This is a genomic window from Pseudorhizobium halotolerans (genome assembly GCF_902153235.2).
GTDB classification, from domain to species: domain Bacteria; phylum Pseudomonadota; class Alphaproteobacteria; order Rhizobiales; family Rhizobiaceae; genus Neorhizobium; species Neorhizobium flavum.
Genome location: NZ_CABFWE030000016.1, coordinates 266,956 through 286,512 on the forward strand (window position 1 = coordinate 266,956; position 19,557 = coordinate 286,512).

The window sequence follows — 19,557 nt, forward strand, 5'->3', positions numbered from 1 at the left end:
CACTTCGATAAGTGCACGATTTCTCTTCTTCGAAAGTATGTAGGTGAGCATATGCGGATATAATGAAATGAGCCTAAACAGAGGATTTGCTTCTTGTGGAGCCGAGATTCACATCGGCCAGCGCCCGCAAGATTTTGCGTTCCTGCCTAGTTGAACTACTGCCCTAGAAAAAGCCAGACACCTTCTGCTGCAATCCCCGCCATGAACGCGCGACGGTAGCGGAAGCGAAGATGGCGGCTGTAGTGGAAAAGCGTCCGCTTCTTCATGAGAAGGAAGCGTCATTCTCGGAGATGTAATATGTGTTCCCGGAGTGTTCTTTTTTTGCGCCCGGGCCCCTTGCTTGTCAACATCCAGTATGACATAGAAGAACTGTCTTCATCTTCGTGAAGACTTAAGCGGCCCCCGCCCAGTGTTGACGCACCGAACGAGGGCCTGACCCGCAACCTTGATGAGAAGGAATTGGGCTATGAGTACATCTACTCTTTCCCCCGCTTTCTGGAAAGTTCTGCGCTCCGGCTGTGAACAGCTGGGTGCATCGGCGGCGTGCGTGCTGCCGCTTGCTCTCCCCCAGGCATCCGCCTGATCCTCCACATCCCTGGCTTCATTGCTGATTGACGCGCCATCCTGAGCGCTTCGCATCGTTCCGGCATCCGCATGGCCGCCGGGACGCTGCCTGGGCTCCGGTATTCTCGTCACACGCGCTGCCTGACCTCGTCGACAGGCGGGTGGAGCAGCGTGCATCCACGGCAATGAGCCAGGGCATGGCCAACCAGTTTCCATGAAGGCTATCCCATGACATCCAGACATGACCAGCGCACCGCAACCATCGTCGAACTCACCTCGGTGCCGACAAGACGCAAACGCGGGCGACCGTCGAAGGCGTCGATTGCAGCCGCCGCAGAAGCCATCCTGCCGCCGAACCAGGCGGTCCCTAGCAATTTGTCCTCCCGGTCTCGTCCCGCCTCTCATCCCACGGTGCCCGATCTGAGCGGTGCGCATGCCCTGTTTGATGGCCTCATCGAGGATGCAATGACGGCAATCGAAAAGGGTCCGTCCGTTCCGGACCAGGTCCTGGGCCGCTATGCTCCGCTGGCGTCACTGCTCCGCTCCGTCAGCTTCCATGAGGGCAGGTTGCTGGAGAGGGGGCTGGCTGTGGTTGCGGCCCTGCATCCCGATCTTCAGGTACTGGGCAAGCCCCTGAAGCTGCCACTGGTGGAGGCAGCAGTGCAGGCGATCTCGACGAATAGGTGGGAGGTTCTCGACGGTGTCTGCTTCGACGCCGATGCCGGGACCAAGGGAACGTACCGTCCCGACCTGGTCATCGTGAACAGGAAGACACGCAAGGCATTTGTCATCGACCTGAAGCGGTCGCTGGCGGCCTACGGCGATTCCACGCTTGCCGATCTGACGAGCCGCATGATGGCGACAGGCCTGGTGCTGCCTGACTTTCTCTACAAACGACACAAGCGCCTCAGCATCACCAGTGTTGACATCGCGGTGATCGACGGAGCAAGTCGCAAGAGCGACCATACCCAGGGCATCTGGAAGCTTGGCGAGCTTGACGATCTCCTCGGGCTTCCCGGCGCGGCCGCGGCCATGGAGCGCCTGCGCTCGACATTCGGCGAGAGGGTGAGGGCATTGATCGAACGCCGGGCGCTCGGAGCCCTCGGCCTGCAAAAGCCACCGCCGACCACGTCCAGCACTGCGTCCACCCGTTCGCCCAAGCATGATGGTCCGCAGGTGGAAAAGGCGGGCAGGGCCGAGGATGGCCGGAGCAGCGGTGAGACGCCCGTTGCCCGCATAGTGGTCGGTTTTGCACGATCAGCCTCTAGTTCCGGCTGATCGCCGTTTGGTGCCCGGCGGTCTTCGATCCCGATCGGGGCCGCGGAAACCTCGAGCGCAACTCACCAAGTTCAAATCCAGTGCGACGTGGAGCCTGTGGCTCTGCGAATGGAGTAACACATGCCAAATCCCGCCAAACCAGCGGTTCCACCGCCCGACACGGGCGACGATACACTCACTCATCGCGAACGTTCCGGCACATCGGCCGAGCGGATAGCAAATCACCTCATGAGACGCATTCGCCACGAGCAATTGTGGAAAAGGGTCGAGGTGGCTCGGTCCCTTGAATTGCTGGTGCCAACTCAGGTCAGCGTCAACGGCTACAGCCTGCGTCGCTACGTTGTCGCACGAAATCATGGGCTGTCGGGCAAGCCAATTACCGACCTCGCCGTGCTGCGGCGGATGTTCCTGAGCGGACGCCGGGCCCTCGGGCAGCAACTGGAAATCCCCGGGGAAGGACTGACCTCCGCTGGCGAAGCGGAGGCGCTGGCCGCTGAGCGATGCAGTATCGAATGGCCGTATATGCTGGCCCTCCTTGACGCTCTCTCTAGCGCTGACGAAACCGCCAACTTGGCGATCGTGCGCTTGTTGAGCCGGGCACTTGCCGAATGCGGGCTTCCAAGGTCATCGATGCTGTCTCGCCTCAGCCAGCCCGGCAGCCTTATTCTCATCCGCTCCGAAGTGGAGGGATTTGCCGAGAAGCTGGTGGAGTTGCTGAAGGCGGACCTTCTCTTCGGGCGCAGGACGAGGATCGAACGCCAGGGCAGCCCCGCTTCCACCGGTCGCAACCTTGGGATCAGGCCGGACCGGACGATCCGGCTGGTCAATGACGAGGATCTTGGCGACACGGACCATCGCGAGCTGGAGCAGCAGGCGGCAGAGGCGCTTTCAAGGGGCGGCCAGGTCCTGGTTCTTCATGGAGCGGACATCATCGTTCCACCCGCGCTGCTTGCAGCGGCCGACCTGGAACTGACCATCCGTCCGATCGACGGGCATCTGATCCAGCCTCTCCTGGAGATGCTCCATGTCGAAGGTGGGGAGGCGTCCTTACCCACTCCCGCAGAACTCTCCCTTCGTCGTCTCGACCACCTGATCCTTGCCCTGCGGCCGTCCCGCAGTCGTGAAGATGCCGTGCGTCTCCTCGGCGAACTGGCCCGTCTCGAGCTGGCGTCACGAGGCGAAGGCGACGGCGGATCGTCCGGCCGGTCAGGGGCTGGCGCGGGCTCAGGGAGGGAAGGGCGCAGTATCTCCACGGGAAAACCGACCGGATCGCAGCTCATCGAGCCCGAGGCCCTCGCCGACGCCTGCAGTACCAACTCCTCCTCTTCCGGCAACCCGGTTTCCCCACCAGTCAAGCCTCCCCGCCATCCGCTGACCGTGGAAACCCTGAGCGGTTACGGCGAAGCCAGGTCTTGGGCCCTCGACCTCAGGAGCGACCTCGAGCTCTGGAGGGACGGGGCGATCGGTTGGGAAGAGATGAGCACGCGCCTGCTTTTGTCCGGTCCTCCGGGGACAGGCAAGACCACCTTCGCGCGGGCGCTCTGCAACAGCCTGCAGCTGCCCATGCTGGCGACCTCCGTCGCGTCATGGCTGCAGCCGAGTTACCTCGGCGACGTCCTGAAGCGCATGTCCAGGGCTTTCGAGGAAGCGCAAAGCAACGCGCCATCCATCCTGTTCATCGATGAATGTGACGCGATCGGCAGCCGACAGGACAATGCAAGGGACCATGCGGACTACTGGAATACGGTCATTGCCCGATTGCTGGAACTGCTGGATGGCGCTGCCAGGACCAGCGGCGTCATCATCGTCGGAGCGACGAACAGGCCGGAGTTCATCGACAAGGCACTGACGCGCTCGGGCCGCCTGGAGAAACATGTCGCCATCCCGAAACCGGATGTCGATGCGCTCTGCGGCATCCTTGCCCACCATGTAGGAAGCGACCTCGCATCGGTGCTGGAAACTGCGCCCCAGGCATGGACGAGCCAAGGGGAAGCGGAGGCTGCCCGATGAGCAGCGACCGAAATCCGGCCCTCAACATCATGGATAACCAGGCCGGTGGCCTGCGGCGGCTTGCGCTCCTGTCAGCCGGTCGCACCGGAGCCGACATCGAGCGGCTGGTTCGCGAAGCCCGTCAGCGGGCGCGTCGCGAGCGCCGGTCAATGACATGGGATGATCTCGAGCAGGCTATCCGGCGGCGGCAGGCTCGTCTTCCGAACGATCTTCGCTGGCGCGTTGCTGTCCATGAATCCGGCCATTGCATTGCCAGCCTGCGCCTCAAGTTGGGGCAGGTCCGGCAGCTCTCCATCGAGGCGTCGGAGGCTGCCCTCGGATTCTTGGCCGCCGAGGCCGAGGTCCGAATCCTGACGGAGGCCAGCGCCCTCGACATGTTGTGCCTGCATCTGGCCGGACGCGCCGCCGAAGAGGTGATCCTCGGCAGCATATCCCTGGGGTCAGGGGGATCTGCAGGAAGTGACCTCGCGATCGCCACGGAGCTTGCCCTTGCACTCGAGACTAGGGTCGGCAGGGGCTCCGCCTGGCCGCTTCTCTATCGCGACGCGACCATCATCCCAGCGCTGATGTTCGTGGAGCCCGGCCTCGCTGATCGTGTCAGCGCCAGGCTTGACGAAGCCTTCGACAGGGCTCGGCGTCTCGTTGCCGAGCACAGGGACGACCTGTTGGCGCTGGCCAATGCGCTTGTCGAAAGAGACACGCTGGAAGGACCCGAGATTGCCGCGCTGATGGCCACCCCGTCGTCTGCTGGCCCTTCGTCATAGCGGCACAATCCCGACGCCGGGGCCTTCGCAGCCCATGGCACCATTCCCGACACAACCATCCTGCCGATTGGCAGCCAAACCTGAAGGAGAAGAAGATGATCATATATGGTGATGGTCCGCGCGAGATCCGCCAACTCGAGCGGATGATACAGAAGCTGCAGGCACTACTTGACGACCTGGTTGCCATCGGGGAAGGGGATCTGCCAGGCCAGGACCGCCTCGAGGACGCACCGCTCATCGACAACTGGTACCTGGCAACACGGCAGATCATGTGCCTGCGGGGTGAGATCTCCGGTCATCCGCGGCTGGGATACGCCCCGCACGGGATAACTTCCGATCTCTGGCTGCTTGCGCCGCAACGCGGCTTTGCCCGGACGATGTCACGCTACTATCGGTTGGGCACCAACGCTGAATAGTGCCAGGGATAGCTGCCCGCGCATGAGCTTCCTGCCGGTCGCCTGATGGCAGGGAGCCAAAGCTCAGGCTCCAAAATCGGAATGAGGTGTAAGCAAAGCATTCTGCCTTGCAATCAATCGCCCGCACATCATCCTGATTTGAGATGATTTGTGGTTCCGCGATTCAAGCAGGCTGGCAAGCGATTCAAGGAGCGAGATCGGCGTTACAGAACTCGACATATCCGATTCCGACACAAACGACGTTTGCGCCGCCTGACTGTAATGGCCGTTAGCGTTGCGCAGGGGCTGCTCGTCCTGAGCCGCTTCCCCCACCGGGCGTCGTGATTGCTGCGGGAGATCGACTGCGTCACACCCGCAGGCTGCCAGTGAACTGAATTGGATCGATTTGAAATGCCTTGCCTGCACCTCAGGCCGATTTGCGACGATTTGCGGTAATCCGATTCATCTCCCTGAAACTGCGATTCCGATATCCAGATCAGTGTTGCAGATGTCGAAAAATGCGATTCACATTCAAACGACGTTTGCGAGCGGGCGGAGAGGGAGCGGGCAGGTGGCAAAACGGGGCGACAAGCGGGGCGACAAGCGCCTGGCGGAACAGCGCGAGCGGCAGCAGGCTTATCGCAAGCGGATAAAGACCGAGAGGCGGCCCTCACGGGACGACATCGCCCGGGTGCTGCTGCACGTGGTCATCACCAGGAGCGCTGCCAGGGACAAGCTGGATGAGCTGGAGAAGTTCGGTGACCTGATCGTCGACAGGTTGGTGGAGCAGGGCTTCGACAAGCGTGTTTCCTATGACGCCTTCGATCAGCTGGTCGACAAATACGTGAAGCAGGGCTGGGAGTTCCGGAGAAAGACGCATATCACTACTGAGACCCCGATCGATAGCAATGACACGGAATGATGCCAACGCTCTTGATGGAGAAATCCCTAGGTTCGAATCGGACGCCAGAGCTCCGGTTCTGTCGGCGTCGATCAATTGGACTGAAACCGCCCGGAGCTGGCGTCAAGGGTGCTGTATTGCACAAACGTCGTTTTGTTGATTCATTGTATTCCCCCCGTTACTTCCTGAAACGGCGTTTACGACTGAATCGCAAATCTCGCACCGTGAACAATCACTAGGATGCCGGCATGACGATAAGGCAGAGACGGCTGACGGCAACCGACCGCATTCGGCTCGTTCTGGCGGACGAGATCGTGCTGGGGTCCATCGGCCCGGGTGTTGCGCTGGACGAGGTCTCGCTTGCTGAACGCTTCAAGGTATCCCGAACACCGGTACGCGAAGCTATCCGCCAGCTGGAGGCGATTGGATTCGTCGAAGCCAGACCTCATCGCGGCGCAGTCGTTCCCCACTTCACAAAAGAGAAGATCGACGAGATGTTCGTCGTCATGGCTGATCTGGAGGCGCTTTGTGCACGAAATGCTGCAGTCGCCATTGAGCCGGCAACGAAGCAGCAGTTGATGGACGCACACCTGGCTTGCAAGCAGGCTGCCCTGGACGGCGACATAGATGAGTACTACCGGAGAAATATCGCGTTTCACGAGGTCATCTACATCGCAAGCGGCAACGGTTTCCTGGCGGAAATCACGCTGAACGTGCGCAACCGCGTTGCACCCTTTCGCAAGGCGCAATTCCAGAGTTTCAACCGTCTGATGAACTCCGTCGCGGAACACGAGACGATCGTGAACCATATTCTTTCGGGTGAGGCCGATGCTGCGGCTGAAGCGATGACGCAGCATCTGCGGGTCGTGAGAGATTCGGTGGGGACGGTTGCCCCCACCCTGCGCTGATCCGCGTCAGGCGGCGGCCTCGACGCTCCGGCGGAAAGCACGCCAGCCGCCAAACCGGCTGATGTCCTCGGCCTCCCGGACGGCGATCTCCTCGACGAGGAAGCCCTTCGCAGCCGCCCCGCCACGCAGCTTGACCGTACCGATACCGAGCGGTGATGGAATGCGCGACACGAACAGACCGAAGGCTTTCGGCGTCAATGCCCAGACTTCCACTTCGATGGCCGCGCCAGCTTGGCTCTCCACGCGAAGAAGCCCTGGTTTCCTGGGTGCAGTGCCCGGCAGTTCGAAAAGGCGATACTCCGATGTCGTGGCGTCGACGCGTACGAATTTTGCGCCGAGTTCCACCAGTTCCTTGTTCAGCGGCATGCCGCTCAGATGGGCCCCGACCACCACTAGGTCGATCAGGTCTTCATTCTCTTTTCTTTGCATTGTGCAATTCAAGTCCGCTTGAAAGAGCCCGCCGGTAAGCCCGGCGGGCAGGTTACCCGTCAGTTCTGAGCCGTCGCTTCGGAGGCCTTCAGGACGATATCATCGGTGAGTATCGTGGAGAGATCGACCGGGCCTGCCAGTGCCTTCTGCTCGCCCTCGCCAAGCTGAAGGTAGTCCATGTATACTTTCCAGGCTTCGGGCAGCATCGTGCCGTGGACCTTAACGCTCTCGGGCGCGGTATAGTAGGTCTGGACCAGCGACCAGAACTGCGGTGCGACAGGGTTGTCACCAAGGGAGGCGGCGGCGTACTTCGTTTTCAGAAGCTCGAATGCCTTGTCGGGATTGTCCATGCCCCACTGACGGCCTTTCAGGGTTGCTCGCACGAACTTTACCAGAAGCTCCGGATCGCTGTCGTAGGTCTCGGCTCGAACCGACAGTGCGTCGCCGGGGAATGCTGCGATAGCTGCCGGAGTGATAGAGCGAGTTTCGATGCCCTGAGCCGGTATGAGCAGCAGATCGCGCTTGGCCCCGGCATAGGCTTGGATGCGGTCGGTTTCGAATGAACGGATGGTCGTGGGATCGCCTTCGCCGGCCACCACAAGCTTCACGTCCTCGCCTTCCTTCAGTCCGGTCTCGACGATCGAAGCACGGGTCATCGGAACTTCACCGCCAGCGAGATCCGAGAGGCCGATAGTCTTCCCCTTCATGTCAGCCATGCTTTTGATGTCGCTGTTTGCCGGCACCACGATGTCAAAGGTGTCGGGGTAGTACACCTGCATGATGGCCTTCAGCGGGAAGCCTCGTTGTACGGTCTGCATGGTGGCAGCCGAAGAGAATATGCCCCAGTCGACGTTACCGGCAGCCAGCTGGCGAGCAGCATCCGACGAACCCTTGGAATAGTTCAGGGTCACATCGAGGCCTTCCTCTTTGTAGTAGCCCATCTCCTGGGCCATGTAGATCGGGAACATCTGGGCAGTCGCGCCACCCTGGGCGGTAACGCCGTCGAACTTCACCAGCTCTTGTGCCTGCGATGCCGCACCCATCATGATGAGCGCCGTTGCCGTGGCGTAGGCTGTGAAGCGGGAAAGCATTCTCGTCTTGGCAGTCATTAAACGTTCTCCTAGTTGTTTGTGTGCATGCTCGGGATCAAAGTTGCTTCCAGAAGACGATCTTTCCCTCCAGCCATTCGATCAGCTGGTAGACGAAGAGGGTGAAGAGCGAGAGCAGGATGATGAGCGAGAACACTCCGGCGATATCGAGCTGGAAGTTCATCGCGTAGATCAGGTAGCCGATACCGGCCGAAGCCCCGACGAATTCGCCGACGATCACGCCCAGCACGGCCAGCGTCCAGCAGAGCTTGACCCCGGCCATCATGATCGGCAGCGCGTTGGGCAGCAGCAGATAACGGAACGTCTTCCAGCGGCCGGCGGTGAGCGATTTCATCAGCTTGATCGCGTTCGGATCGACGGAGGAGAGACCGGTCAGCGTGTTGAGAAACATCGGGAAGAAGCTCATAACAACACCGATCGCGATCTTGGATGCCTGATCGAAGCCGAACCAGGTGACGAAGATCGGTGCAAGAACGATCTTTGGCGGAGCTTGGATGGCGACCAGGTAGGGATAGAGAGTGGCGCGGACGCTGGCGAACATCGCCACACTCACGCCGAGGAGAGCCCCGCCGCCAAGTCCGAGCGCGAAGGCCCAGAGTATTTCTTGAACGGTCACCCAAACGTTGGGCCAGAATGAACTGGAGCCCACAACACGAACCGTCGCTTCGATCGTATCTATCGGCGATGGAATGATCAGCGCGTGGACAAAGCCACCCTCTGTGGCGATCGTCCAGGCGATCAGCACGAAGATGCCGAAGCCTATCGCCATCGCGCGATTGGCAATCCGCTCGCGCTTCTGCTTGATTTGCTCGGAAGCAAGAAATCTTTGGATTGTGTCCGCGTGGACGTTCGCCGCAGGCTTCACCTCCGCCGTAGCGGATGCGGAAGAGATATTAAGCGAGGCCATGTTCATTTGTCTCGTTCCTTCTGGTCATCAGTGATCGACGCCGAGCATCCGGCGGATGTCGAACACCAATTCGGAATAGCGGGGGTCGCGCATCACCTCTGGCTTGCGCGGTCGGGGAAGGTCGACGTCCACGATGCCCTCCAGGCGGCCTGGGCGCGGCGTCATCACGAAAATTCGGTCCGAAAGAAAGACTGCTTCGCCGATGTTGTGGGTGACGAAGATGACGGTCTTGCCGGTCTTCTCCCAGATACGCAGCAGCTCGACATTCATCGTCTCGCGGGTGAATTCATCGAGTGCGCCAAAGGGCTCGTCCATCAGGAGAACCTTCGGGTCGTGGGCAAGAAGCCTTGCCAGCGCCACGCGTTGGCGCATTCCACCGGAAAGCTCGCCGGGATATCTGTCGCCGAAGCCGTTGAGCCCGACCATGTCGAGCAACCTGTCGGCTTCTTCCGCCTGTTGCTTGCGATCGAGGCCGAGGATGATGCCCGGCAGCTCCACGTTTTGCCGGATGGTTCGCCAGGGAAAGAGCACGGAGGTCTGGAACATCATCCCGATCTCGGCTCGTGGCCCGTCGTGCTCCTTGTCTGATAGCAGCAGCACGCCTTCCGTCTGATTTTCGAGCCCGCCGAGGATCGACAGCAGAGTTGACTTACCGCATCCGCTTGGCCCGACCAGCGAAATGAACTCGCCTTCATTCACATCGAACGACACGTCAGACAGAGCCACCAGTGGTCCTGTCGCTGTGGCGTAGACTTTGCTGAGATGCGATCCCTCTATCAAACCGGCAGTCATGAACTTCTCCACTCGAATTGCATGCAAAATAGAATGCAATACGCGTGCCAGTTGGAAAGAAGCTATGTAAGCAGTTCGTTAGCGGAAGGGGCGTCAGGTGCCTGAAGACAAAAAATCCACCTTCGGTCGTCCATCAAGCAGAATGAGCAAAACTTGAGCGTCGATAGGGGGCGTCATACCGAGCCAATGCACCGCCGTCTGATTTAGTGCGAAGTCTGCTGTATTTGTCCTTGGTAGGGCATCGATTCATCTGAATCTGAGCGCAGGGCGGGCTTCCAGTACCATTGGCGGCTTTGATCCGAACCTTGGCGGCCGCTATGCCGACGCTGCTTGATACCGCCTTTCGCGTGTAATGTCGCAAGCGCTTGTGCGCCCAGGTGAATAGCTAACGGATGGAAGAAGCATGCCGCTGTTATTCCTGAGAGCTTGGCAGCAGCTATGAAACCGTCCTCCAACCAAGACGGCGTGGAAATCAGGCTTTTCCCTTACGCGCCCATGGCGGGGCCTGCTTGTTTTCCACCCATGGGAGAAGCTGCAGTGGAGCGGGTTCAATAGTGGCGGTGATGACCGGGTATTTGGTCAATGCGCTGCGCATCAACGGGAGGCCTGCTGGATTGGTGTAGCGTGTATTTGTTTCGCTGCCCTCGCTCAGCCTTCCCGAAATATCGTCAATCACCTCTGTTGGTACGCCTGCTTGCTTCAGTGTATCCGCCATGCCGTGGCGAAGGGCATGTAGGGAGCGCTTCCACATGTTCTCTCCGAGCGCCTCCTGCATGATCGGGGTAAACGTGTCGTAGAAGCGGTCCCCAGGGTCATTCCTGGTCCTGTCGGAGAACAGGTCTGGGAACAACGCTTCATAGCCAAGCCGCTTGATCGCCGCGTGATACTCAAGGAATCCAAGCCGAACCAGCTCATCTGGGACGGGGAGTGTCCTGTGAGATTGCGCGTTTTTCAGCCGCCGCAACGCGTTCGTCCTCAGTTGGATGACAAGTCCGTTTTCATCTTGCTCCACGTCTTCAACCGCCAGACCGGCGAACTCGTTACGTCTCGCTCCAAGATAGGTGAAAAGGATCGGGAGATAGTACAGGGCATCATGGAAGATGTGCCGGCCGGGCTTCTTTCTCCCACGCCTGCAATCCAGCGAGCCAGTATAGATCGGACTCGCAAATATGGGTGCGATGTCCTTCGGCGACGGCTTGTACTGCTGCAATCGGATCAGCCCCGCTTTCGGCTTCTTCGGGCGCAGACCCTCAAAAGACCAGTCAGCGACATCGAAACCGTGACCGCGCACGTGCTTCAGAAAGTGTTGCAGGTTCCCGAAATGCTTGCGGATAGTTGCGCTGGAAAGACCAACCTTTGCCTTCGTTCCCGCGGCCTCAGCAGCCTTCCGCAACCTGTCGCCTTCCGCCCGGAGTTCGAGCGCCGACATGGCTCTCATTCGGCTGCTTCGGCCCCAGTCCGTCGGAATGTCGTTGAAGTGCTGACGCAGGCGGCCAATGTGATACTGCTCGATCTGCCCGGAATGCTCCACGCCATGTTCTGCAAGGACAGACTTGAACATCCGCACCAGCGCCATGGCGTCTCGCGCGGTCGCCGGCTCCCATTCCTTTCCCATGTTCGCGATCAGCTCTTCGCATTCCTGCTCAAAAGCCGACACTGCAACGACCCGCTGTTCGCCGCCCTGAGGCTTAGGTGCCTTCCCCGTGCTTCTGGCGTCGGCACTGGGATCGTCCGTTCTGCTCCTCAATTTGAATTCGCTCAGGCTGCGATCCACTAGTTCGTGGCGGTCGTTGATATCCAACAGGGCTGCCGCCCGACCTTCGAAGATTTTCGACATCGCCCGCTCACGGTTAAGCGCGGTGTCCGGAATGTCGAAGTTGTAGATCAGCCGTCGGATACCGTCTTCGAAGCCCGCGCTACGCGCAATGGACAGTTCCGCGCGATAGTTCGCACCGATAGCCTCGATATGGGAAGCCGGAACTTCGCTCTTCAGGAGAAAGGCGAGGCCGGGGCAATTCCCTTCGAGGCTGAGGTCTGAACGGGTCCCGAACTTCGCGAGGAGCTGATATGCCCAGCCGACCTCAAGGTCGAGTTCCATCTCCATGACGTCGGCACCGCGCCCATTGCGCTTGGCCATGGTGCTGATGTCATCGAGCCTCTCCAGTTCCCTGTCCCGCTCGTGTTCGAAGAGTTTCTGGAGTTGCTGCTTGGACATCGTTTCCTGCGACTGCATCTTCAGTTCGGCCAGCCGCGTGTTGAGTTTGCGGCCGATGATCTGTGCCTTCCTATGATCCGAACAGTGAAGGGTCAGTGAAAGCCGGCTGCGTGGTGGGCATTGAATGAAGGCGGCTGGAATGCGTGGTCGCCAGTAGAAGATGTTTCCGCGGCGGATGAGATTCTCGACTTCGTGGCGGACAGCCATGACGAAGATACCCTGTGTCGGGCCCAAGGTGCTTGCCGCGCCAACTCCGGCTTGGGCATCACCTTTGGGCATCAGTTCTGGGCATCAGGTCGCCAATGATGCCAAAACGGGATCCGGCACGGCTGGAAAAACAAGAGAATCAGGGCTTTTTGGGAGAATTGGCTGGGGAACCTGGATTCGAACCAGGACTAACGGAGTCAGAGTCCGTGGGTCTACCGTTAACCTATTCCCCAAGAATGGCGCGGCGGCATGCGTCGCTCGGTCTGCGCGGCTTATAGCCAAAGCGCGGGCGGATGCAAATACCCTTTTTGAAAAAGTTTGTACCTTGACCGAACGAGCACTCAGGATGGCGGTTGTTCGATGGAGGGCGGCCGAAAAAGCGATTGGCGAAACCGCCGCTCGCTGTTATCTTCCGCTCAACGAAACAGATGGACGCCTGCTGCATGCCCGTGATGGCGTTGCGCGGCGAGATGGATAGAAGTGATGGACCCCGAGGGCGGCGGAAAGCCGCAGCAGGGCGGGGCATCGGCTGAACGGCGGGGCGACGCGAAGACCCGCCGCCGCAGGGCGAAGCGGAACGGCAAACGCCGTCACGCGGCGCCCAGCATGCATGGCGGACCCGCGCAGGATGCTGGTCAGCCCCATGTCGAGCCGAGCAACGCCGAAAGTCCCAAACGCAAGCGAAAGCGGCGGCGCGTGCGCTCGGCGTTAATAGCCGAAGCCATGCCGCAGGCAACCGCCGGCACACCTGCGTCTCGACCCGCCAGCGCCGATACCGGCCACCACGCGGACAGCAACCGGACACGCAAGCGCCGCAAGAAGAACCGTCATGGGCGCGAACTGCAGGGCCGTCCGCTCGCCCAGCCACGTCATGCGCCTGCTTATGCGCCCGAAAAGGCCGTCACGACGTCTGCGTACCCTCAGGCGCCGCAGGTTGCCGCGGAGCCGAGCCGGCCGTCCTTCAGGGATGACTACTACGCAGCCCTCGACCTCGGCACGAACAACTGCCGGCTTCTGGTCGCCCAGCCGACGCGACCGGGTCAGTTCCGGGTCGTCGATGCCTTCTCGAGGATCGTCAGGCTCGGTGAAGGCTTGGCCGCGAACAGTAGGCTTTCCAACGAGGCCATGGACCGGGCCGTCGAGGCGCTGAAGGTCTGCGCTGCGAAGCTTGCAAGCCGGCCCATCCGCAAGATGCGCCTCATCGCCACCGAAGCGTGCCGGGCAGCCGAGAATGGGGAAGAGTTCCTCGATCGCGTGGTGCGCGAAACCAGCCTCACGCTCGAGATCATCGACCGCGAGACCGAGGCCCGCCTTGCTGTCTCCGGCTGCTCCTCGCTGGTTGGACGGGAGACCCGATCCGTGGTGCTGTTTGACATCGGCGGTGGCTCCTCGGAGATCGCGGTCATCCGGATCGGTGATAGCCGCTCCAACAGGCTTGCCAACCATATCACCCACTGGACGTCGCTTCCTGTCGGTGTCGTGACCTTGTCGGAACGCCACGGCGGACGCGACGTGACGCCGGATGTCTTCGCCGGCATGGTCGCAGAGGTGGAGGACATGCTGGCCGGTTTCGAAGCGCCGCCGGTGACGGGCCTCCACCAGCACGATGCCGAAGGCTTCCATTTGATTGGAACCTCGGGCACGGTGACGACGCTTGCTGGGGTCCACCTCGACCTGCCGCGCTACGATCGCCGCAAGGTCGACGGGCTGTGGCTTTCGGATGCTGAGGTTTCGGCGATGCAGGCGAAGCTCTTGTCCTGGGATTTTGCCGGCCGCGCGGCCAATCCCTGCATCGGGCCGGACAGGGCCGACCTGGTGCTTGCCGGATGCGCCATTCTCGAGGCGATCCGCAGGCGCTGGCCGAGCCCGCGCATGCGTGTTGCGGATCGTGGGCTGCGCGAAGGGATTCTGACCGACATGATGGCGGATGACGGGGCCTGGCGCCGCAGCCGCCCGCGCCGCGACCTGGAGTGGCAGGGAGAGGGGAAGCGTCGATGACGAAACCACCGGTCGCGGGCAACCGGACTGGCCGCAAGCTCGGCCAGAAGGTCAAGAAGGGCAAGCTGAAGGCGTCTTCTCGGCGCTGGATCGAGCGGCATATCAACGATCCCTATGTCCAGAGGGCAAAGCTTGAGGGGTACCGCGCCCGGGCAGCCTTCAAGCTTCTTGAAATCGACGAGAAGCACCAGATCCTCAAGGGTGCTCGGCGGATTATCGATCTTGGCGCCGCCCCGGGAAGCTGGTCGCAAATCGCCGCCAAGGTGACGGGATCGACGGATGAGGATATCCGGGTGGCGGCGATCGACTTTCTCGAAATGGCGCCGCTGCCAGGTGTGAAGATCCTGCAGCTTGACTTCCTCGACCTCTCGGCCCCGCAACAACTGACCGAGGCGATCGGTGGCGCGCCGGACCTCGTGATTTCCGACATGGCCGCACCCACCACGGGTCACCAGAAGACGGATCACCTGAGGACGATGCATCTTTGCGAAGTGGCCGCCTACTTCGCGGTCGATGTCCTGAAGGAGGGTGGGCACTTTCTGGCAAAGACCTTCCAGGGCGGGACCGAACGCGACCTTCTCAACATGCTCAAGCAGAACTTCCGGCAGGTGATCCACATCAAGCCGGGCGCCTCGCGTTCGGAATCGGTCGAGATGTTCCTCCTGGCCAAGCACTTCAAGGGGCGCAAGGCGGAGGTGGAGCCGGACGACGCGGAAGCCTGATCACTCGGCCGCTTCGGCTTTGACGATGGCCTTTCGTCCATGTCCGGATACGGCGGCGCCAGCCTCCCGTTTCAGGCCAAGCAGGGGAAGGACGGCAAACACCGATACGCCGGCAACTACGAAGAATGCCAGGTGGAAATCCGCGAGTTGCAGGTGCTCGCCCGACAGAAGGGCGGACAGTTCCAGGATGAACGCGGCGAACGCCACGCCGAGCGCGAGGCTTACCTGCTGGAGTACCGAGGCGATAGACGTGGCCTGGCTCGCCTGGGAATTGTCGATCTCCGAATAACTGAGCGCGTTGCCGCCGGTGAAGAAGAAGGAGCGGCAGAGCCCGGAGAGGACCAGGAACGCAATGATCAGCGCATGCGAGGTTTCAGGCGTGAAGAAGCCGTTGACGGCGGTCGTCAGCGCGCCGAAGAGGCCGGCGGTTATCAGCGTCGCCTTGAAGCCGGTCGCGGCGAACACCCGCCTGGCGACGAACTTGACAGTCAACGCTCCGATCGCACCGGCAAAGGTGATCATGCCGGACTGGAACGGGTTGAGCCCAAATCCGAGCTGAAGCATCAGCGGCATCAGGAACGGGATCGCGCCGGTGGAAATCCGGAAGATGGTTCCGCTGAGCGTTGCGGCCCGGAACGCGTCGTTTCGAAAGATCGCGAGGTTCAGGATCGGCGCGGGGTGGCGCCGGGCGTGACGCACATAGCCTATGCCACAGGCAATGCCGATGAGGGTCGCGGTAATGCCGAAGACCGGCGGTAAAGCGGGAAGGCTGACGACGGAAAGGCCGAAGACCGTCCCTGCGGCGGCCATCGATGCCAGCAAGAAGCCGAACCAATCGATCGGTGGCGGCCGGACGGCTTCCACATTCGGCAGGTACATGCCCGACAGCCAAATGCCCGCGAGGCCGATCGGCACATTGATGATGAAGATCCACTGCCAGGCGAAGTAGGTGGTGATGAAGCCGCCAACCGGCGGTCCGGTCAGCGGCCCGATCAGGGCCGGGATGGTCAGGAGCGCCATGGCCGAGACCAATTCCCGGCGGTCGGTCGTCCTCAACAGCATGAGCCTTCCGACAGGCGTCATCATCGCGCCGCCCATGCCCTGCAGAAAGCGCGACAGGACGAACTGCAGCAACGTTCCGGAAACGGCACAGCAGATCGAGCCGATGATGAATACCACCAGCGCCAGCCGGAAGACCTTCTTGGCGCCGAAGCGGTCTGCCATCCACCCGCTGATCGGAATGAATATCGCCAGCGCCACCATATAGGATGTGAGCGCAAGCTTCAGCGTGATCGGCCCGACGCCAAGCTCGGCGGCGATCGTAGGAAGAGCCGTCGCTATCACGGTCGAATCCATCTGCTCCATGAACAGCGCGACGGCGAGGATGAGAGGGACGATGCGATTCATGACCTCGGTCGTGCGGGCAAACGGACAGGGCTTGTCTAGAGCCATCCTGCCAAATTGCCAATGTCGGTTGGTGTTCCGATCATATCCCCATCACGTCTGCGTGACGCTGCTTTCCGTGTAGGTCCAGTTGATTATCTCAGTCCGCGAAGTCCCCGCAGCCGCGAAGGGACGAGTTTTGAGGGAGACATGATCATGACCATGCCGAAACTGGGACGTCGGGCGCTGTTGGGATCCGCAGGCCTTGGAATGCTGGCTGCGCCAGCCATCGTCCGCGCCCAAGCCGCTGCCCCCGTCGCTCAGGACACAACGCAATTGGAGATCAACCGCGCCATGCCGCCGGAGACGCATCGCTTTAAGCTGGGTGACTTTGAGGTCCTTGTCGTCAAGGACGGAGCACGGCCGTCGGGTGCCCCGAACGAAACCTTCGGGACAAACCAGTCGGCAGCCGATGTCGCGGCGCTCCTTGAAGAGAATTTCCTGCCAACTGATGATTTCGTCAACAGCTTCGCGCCGACCTTGGTCAATACCGGCAGCGATGTCGTTCTCTTCGACACCGGTCTCGGTCCGGGTGGGCGCGCGCAAGGCCTCGGCCGGCTGGTGGAGGGCCTTGCAGCCGGCGGCTATTCCCCCGAGGATGTGACGGTGGTGGTGATCACCCATATGCACGGCGACCACATCGGCGGGCTGATGGAGGACGGCAAGCCCACCTTCCCGAACGCCAGATACGTCGCCGGCCAGGTCGAGTACGATTTCTGGACAGATACCGCCCGCGTCGGAACCCCGGCCGAGAACGGCCACAAGGGCGTTCTGGCCAATGTCCAGCCGCTGGCGGAGAAGATGACCTTCATCGGTGACGGCGCCGAGGTTGTGTCCGGCATAACCGGCATGGCCGCCTTTGGCCATTCACCGGGCCACATGATCTTCAATATCGAATCCGCCGGACGCCGCCTGGTGCTGACGGCAGATACCGCCAACCATTTCGTCCTGTCTCTCCAGCGGCCGGATTGGGAAGTCCGCTTCGACATGGATAAGGAAGCGGCTGCGGAAACCCGCAAGAAGGTGTTCGACATGCTGGCGACAGACAAGGTCGCGTTCCTGGGCTACCACATGCCCTTCCCGGCGGTTGGCTACGTGGAGAAGCAGGAGACCGGATACCGCTTCGTGCCCAAGTCCTACCAGTTCGAACTCTGAGCATTCCATGGCCGCACAAAAACCCGGAGACGCCGTCTCCGGGTTTTTGCTATTCCCATCATGTCATGAACGTGTTACCAGCCCTCGCCAACTTCCGAGCATTGTTTCAGGGACGCCCGGGCGGACGAAGATCGTTCCGGTGCGGTTCCCGCATTTCTGAACCGAAGGAAATTGGCCATGGCACGTATCATTGAATCGGCGACCGGCGCGGACGCGCTTACCTTTGACGACGTGCTTCTGCAGCCCGGCCATTCCGAGATCATGCCGGGGCAGACAAACATCGCCACCACCATCGCCCGCGATATCGACCTCAACCTGCCGATCCTCTCCTCGGCAATGGATACGGTGACCGAGAGCCGGCTGGCGATTGCCATGGCGCAGGCGGGCGGCATCGGTGTCATCCATCGCAACCTGACGCCGGTCGAGCAGGCCGAAGAAGTCCGGCAGGTGAAGAAGTTCGAAAGCGGCATGGTCGTCAATCCCGTGACCATCGGCCCCGATGCCACGCTGGCGGAAGCCCTCTCGCTGATGAAGGCCCACGGAATCTCCGGCATTCCGGTGGTGGAAAATGGTGGCAATGGTGGGCACAAGACCGGCCGTCTCGTCGGCATCCTGACCAACCGCGACGTCCGCTTCGCCTCCGATCCGTCCCAGAAGATCTACGAGCTCATGACGCGGGAAAATCTCATCACGGTCAACGACAACGTCGACCAGTCGGAGGCCAAGCGGCTTCTCCACAAGCACCGCATCGAGAAGCTTCTCGTGGTGGACGGGCAGGGGCATTGCGTCGGCCTGATCACCGTCAAGGACATCGAGAAATCGCAGTTGAACCCGAACGCGTCCAAGGATGCACAGGGCCGCCTGCGGGCAGCGGCCGCGATCAGTGTCGGCGACGACGGCTATGAGCGGGCGGAGCGTCTGATCGAGGCCGGGGTGGACCTTCTGGTGGTCGATACCGCCCACGGTCATTCGCAGCGTGTCCTTGATGCCGTGACCCGTGTGAAGAAGCTGTCCAACTCCGTGCGCATCATGGCCGGCAATGTGGCCACGGCCGACGGCACGAAGGCACTGATCGATGCCGGCGCCGATGCGGTAAAGGTAGGGATTGGCCCCGGCTCGATCTGCACGACGCGCATTGTCGCCGGTGTTGGCGTTCCACAGCTTGCGGCGATCATGGCCGCCGTTGGCGCCGCCCGCGACCAGAACATCCCGGTCATCGCCGACGGCGGCATCAAGTTCTCCGGCGATCTCGCCAAGGCGATCGCCGCCGGCGCTTCCGCCGCAATGGTCGGCTCGCTGCTTGCCGGTACCGATGAGAGCCCGGGCGAAGTCTATCTCTACCAGGGGCGCTCCTTCAAGGCTTACCGTGGCATGGGGTCGGTGGGCGCCATGGCGCGCGGCTCAGCCGACCGTTACTTCCAGGCGGAGGTACGCGACACGCTGAAGCTCGTACCTGAGGGCATCGAAGGTCAGGTTCCCTACAAGGGGCCCGTCTCGGCTGTGCTGCATCAGCTTGCGGGTGGCCTGCGCGCCGCCATGGGCTATGTCGGCGGCGTCGACATCCGCGACTACCAGGAAAAGGCGACCTTCGTGCGCATTTCCGGTGCGGCGCTCCGCGAAAGCCATACCCACGGCGTGACCATCACCCGCGAAAGCCCCAACTATCCGGGCGCCGGCGGCTGACCATCGCAACTCGCTCGTCAAAAGGGCGCAGCTAGGCGATTGCCAACAGCCTGGCTTCATCTAATCTCCTGCTGCCG

The 19,557-nt window shown here is 61.3% G+C and carries 16 protein-coding genes and 1 tRNA gene; 10 read left to right on the forward strand and 7 right to left on the reverse strand.

The genetic code is table 11. The annotated features are described in order from the left end of the window. The first annotated feature begins 792 nt into the window (after positions 1 to 792). From FN060_RS21585 to FN060_RS21610, 6 genes are all read left to right on the forward strand, one after another. Positions 793 to 1,842 (forward strand): hypothetical protein, encoded by a 1,050-nt coding sequence (locus FN060_RS21585; RefSeq protein ID WP_142589984.1) that lies wholly within the window; start codon positions 793 to 795, stop codon positions 1,840 to 1,842. A 120-nt stretch (positions 1,843 to 1,962) separates the two neighbouring features. Beyond that, complete coding sequence (locus tag FN060_RS21590; protein WP_142589985.1) at positions 1,963 to 3,852, forward strand: AAA family ATPase; 1,890 nt, start codon at positions 1,963 to 1,965, stop codon at positions 3,850 to 3,852. Beyond that, on the forward strand, positions 3,849 to 4,616 hold the full coding sequence (locus FN060_RS21595) for an ATP-dependent metallopeptidase FtsH/Yme1/Tma family protein (protein WP_183949853.1): 768 nt from the start codon (positions 3,849 to 3,851) through the stop codon (positions 4,614 to 4,616). The genes FN060_RS21590 and FN060_RS21595 overlap by 4 nt, the downstream gene beginning before the upstream one ends. A 95-nt stretch (positions 4,617 to 4,711) precedes the next feature. After that, on the forward strand, positions 4,712 to 5,032 hold the full coding sequence (locus tag FN060_RS21600; protein WP_142589987.1) for a DUF6634 family protein: 321 nt from the start codon (positions 4,712 to 4,714) through the stop codon (positions 5,030 to 5,032). A 550-nt stretch (positions 5,033 to 5,582) separates the two neighbouring features. Further along, on the forward strand, positions 5,583 to 5,933 hold the full coding sequence (locus tag FN060_RS21605; RefSeq protein WP_142589988.1) for a hypothetical protein: 351 nt from the start codon (positions 5,583 to 5,585) through the stop codon (positions 5,931 to 5,933). Between the two features lie 227 nt (positions 5,934 to 6,160). After that, complete coding sequence (locus FN060_RS21610; protein WP_142521647.1) at positions 6,161 to 6,820, forward strand: GntR family transcriptional regulator; 660 nt, start codon at positions 6,161 to 6,163, stop codon at positions 6,818 to 6,820. A gap of 6 nt (positions 6,821 to 6,826) precedes the next feature. Here FN060_RS21610 and FN060_RS21615 read toward each other — a convergent pair whose 3' ends face one another. From FN060_RS21615 to FN060_RS21640, 6 genes are all read right to left on the reverse strand, one after another. Next, positions 6,827 to 7,249 (reverse strand): allophanate hydrolase-related protein, encoded by a 423-nt coding sequence (locus tag FN060_RS21615; RefSeq protein WP_142589989.1) that lies wholly within the window; start codon positions 7,247 to 7,249, stop codon positions 6,827 to 6,829. A 59-nt stretch (positions 7,250 to 7,308) separates the two neighbouring features. Next, positions 7,309 to 8,358, reverse strand: coding sequence for an ABC transporter substrate-binding protein (locus FN060_RS21620; RefSeq protein ID WP_142589990.1), 1,050 nt, complete (start codon positions 8,356 to 8,358; stop codon positions 7,309 to 7,311). A gap of 37 nt (positions 8,359 to 8,395) precedes the next feature. Continuing rightward, positions 8,396 to 9,271, reverse strand: coding sequence for an ABC transporter permease (locus FN060_RS21625; RefSeq protein ID WP_052637097.1), 876 nt, complete (start codon positions 9,269 to 9,271; stop codon positions 8,396 to 8,398). A 21-nt stretch (positions 9,272 to 9,292) separates the two neighbouring features. Further along, positions 9,293 to 10,057 (reverse strand): ABC transporter ATP-binding protein, encoded by a 765-nt coding sequence (locus FN060_RS21630; protein ID WP_142521643.1) that lies wholly within the window; start codon positions 10,055 to 10,057, stop codon positions 9,293 to 9,295. A 472-nt stretch (positions 10,058 to 10,529) separates the two neighbouring features. Next, positions 10,530 to 12,479, reverse strand: coding sequence for a DUF6538 domain-containing protein (locus tag FN060_RS21635; RefSeq protein ID WP_142589991.1), 1,950 nt, complete (start codon positions 12,477 to 12,479; stop codon positions 10,530 to 10,532). A gap of 159 nt (positions 12,480 to 12,638) precedes the next feature. Then, a tRNA-Gln gene (locus FN060_RS21640) sits at positions 12,639 to 12,712 on the reverse strand. A 250-nt stretch (positions 12,713 to 12,962) separates the two neighbouring features. On the opposite strand from FN060_RS21640, the gene FN060_RS21645 reads away from it, so the two are divergent. After that, the gene (locus FN060_RS21645; protein WP_210310742.1) at positions 12,963 to 14,477 is read left to right on the forward strand and encodes a Ppx/GppA phosphatase family protein; all 1,515 of its coding nucleotides are present in this window, start codon (positions 12,963 to 12,965) and stop codon (positions 14,475 to 14,477) included. Then, positions 14,474 to 15,199, forward strand: a complete 726-nt coding sequence (locus FN060_RS21650; RefSeq protein ID WP_142589993.1) for an RlmE family RNA methyltransferase — start codon at positions 14,474 to 14,476, stop codon at positions 15,197 to 15,199. The genes FN060_RS21645 and FN060_RS21650 overlap by 4 nt, the downstream gene beginning before the upstream one ends. Here the strand turns inward: FN060_RS21650 and FN060_RS21655 are convergent, their stop codons facing one another. Further along, positions 15,200 to 16,606: an MFS transporter gene (locus FN060_RS21655; RefSeq protein WP_142589994.1), complete on the reverse strand. Its 1,407-nt coding sequence runs from the start codon at positions 16,604 to 16,606 to the stop codon at positions 15,200 to 15,202. Between the two features lie 192 nt (positions 16,607 to 16,798). Here FN060_RS21655 and FN060_RS21660 point away from each other — a divergent pair, with 192 nt between their 5' ends. Both FN060_RS21660 and guaB read left to right on the forward strand, forming a co-directional pair. Beyond that, on the forward strand, positions 16,799 to 17,797 hold the full coding sequence (locus tag FN060_RS21660; RefSeq protein ID WP_142589995.1) for an MBL fold metallo-hydrolase: 999 nt from the start codon (positions 16,799 to 16,801) through the stop codon (positions 17,795 to 17,797). Between the two features lie 177 nt (positions 17,798 to 17,974). After that, a complete protein-coding gene (guaB, locus tag FN060_RS21665) occupies positions 17,975 to 19,480 on the forward strand; it encodes an IMP dehydrogenase (protein ID WP_077548209.1) in 1,506 nt (501 codons plus the stop codon). Positions 19,481 to 19,557: the final 77 nt, after the last annotated feature.

Excerpts from the sequence above, each read along its gene's own strand:
- FN060_RS21585 (WP_142589984.1), top strand. The coding sequence starts at position 793 with ATGACATCCAGACATGACCAGCGCACCGCAACCATCGTCGAACTCACC.
- FN060_RS21590 (WP_142589985.1), top strand. The coding sequence starts at position 1,963 with ATGCCAAATCCCGCCAAACCAGCGGTTCCACCGCCCGACACGGGCGAC.
- FN060_RS21595 (WP_183949853.1), top strand. The coding sequence starts at position 3,849 with ATGAGCAGCGACCGAAATCCGGCCCTCAACATCATGGATAACCAGGCC.
- FN060_RS21600 (WP_142589987.1), top strand. The coding sequence starts at position 4,712 with ATGATCATATATGGTGATGGTCCGCGCGAGATCCGCCAACTCGAGCGG.
- FN060_RS21610 (WP_142521647.1), top strand. The coding sequence starts at position 6,161 with ATGACGATAAGGCAGAGACGGCTGACGGCAACCGACCGCATTCGGCTC.
- FN060_RS21615 (WP_142589989.1), bottom strand. The coding sequence starts at position 7,249 with ATGCAAAGAAAAGAGAATGAAGACCTGATCGACCTAGTGGTGGTCGGG.
- FN060_RS21620 (WP_142589990.1), bottom strand. The coding sequence starts at position 8,358 with ATGACTGCCAAGACGAGAATGCTTTCCCGCTTCACAGCCTACGCCACG.
- FN060_RS21625 (WP_052637097.1), bottom strand. The coding sequence starts at position 9,271 with ATGAACATGGCCTCGCTTAATATCTCTTCCGCATCCGCTACGGCGGAG.
- FN060_RS21630 (WP_142521643.1), bottom strand. The coding sequence starts at position 10,057 with ATGACTGCCGGTTTGATAGAGGGATCGCATCTCAGCAAAGTCTACGCC.
- FN060_RS21635 (WP_142589991.1), bottom strand. The coding sequence starts at position 12,479 with ATGGCTGTCCGCCACGAAGTCGAGAATCTCATCCGCCGCGGAAACATC.
- FN060_RS21645 (WP_210310742.1), top strand. The coding sequence starts at position 12,963 with ATGGACCCCGAGGGCGGCGGAAAGCCGCAGCAGGGCGGGGCATCGGCT.
- FN060_RS21650 (WP_142589993.1), top strand. The coding sequence starts at position 14,474 with ATGACGAAACCACCGGTCGCGGGCAACCGGACTGGCCGCAAGCTCGGC.
- FN060_RS21655 (WP_142589994.1), bottom strand. The coding sequence starts at position 16,606 with ATGAATCGCATCGTCCCTCTCATCCTCGCCGTCGCGCTGTTCATGGAG.
- FN060_RS21660 (WP_142589995.1), top strand. The coding sequence starts at position 16,799 with ATGACCATGCCGAAACTGGGACGTCGGGCGCTGTTGGGATCCGCAGGC.
- guaB (WP_077548209.1), top strand. The coding sequence starts at position 17,975 with ATGGCACGTATCATTGAATCGGCGACCGGCGCGGACGCGCTTACCTTT.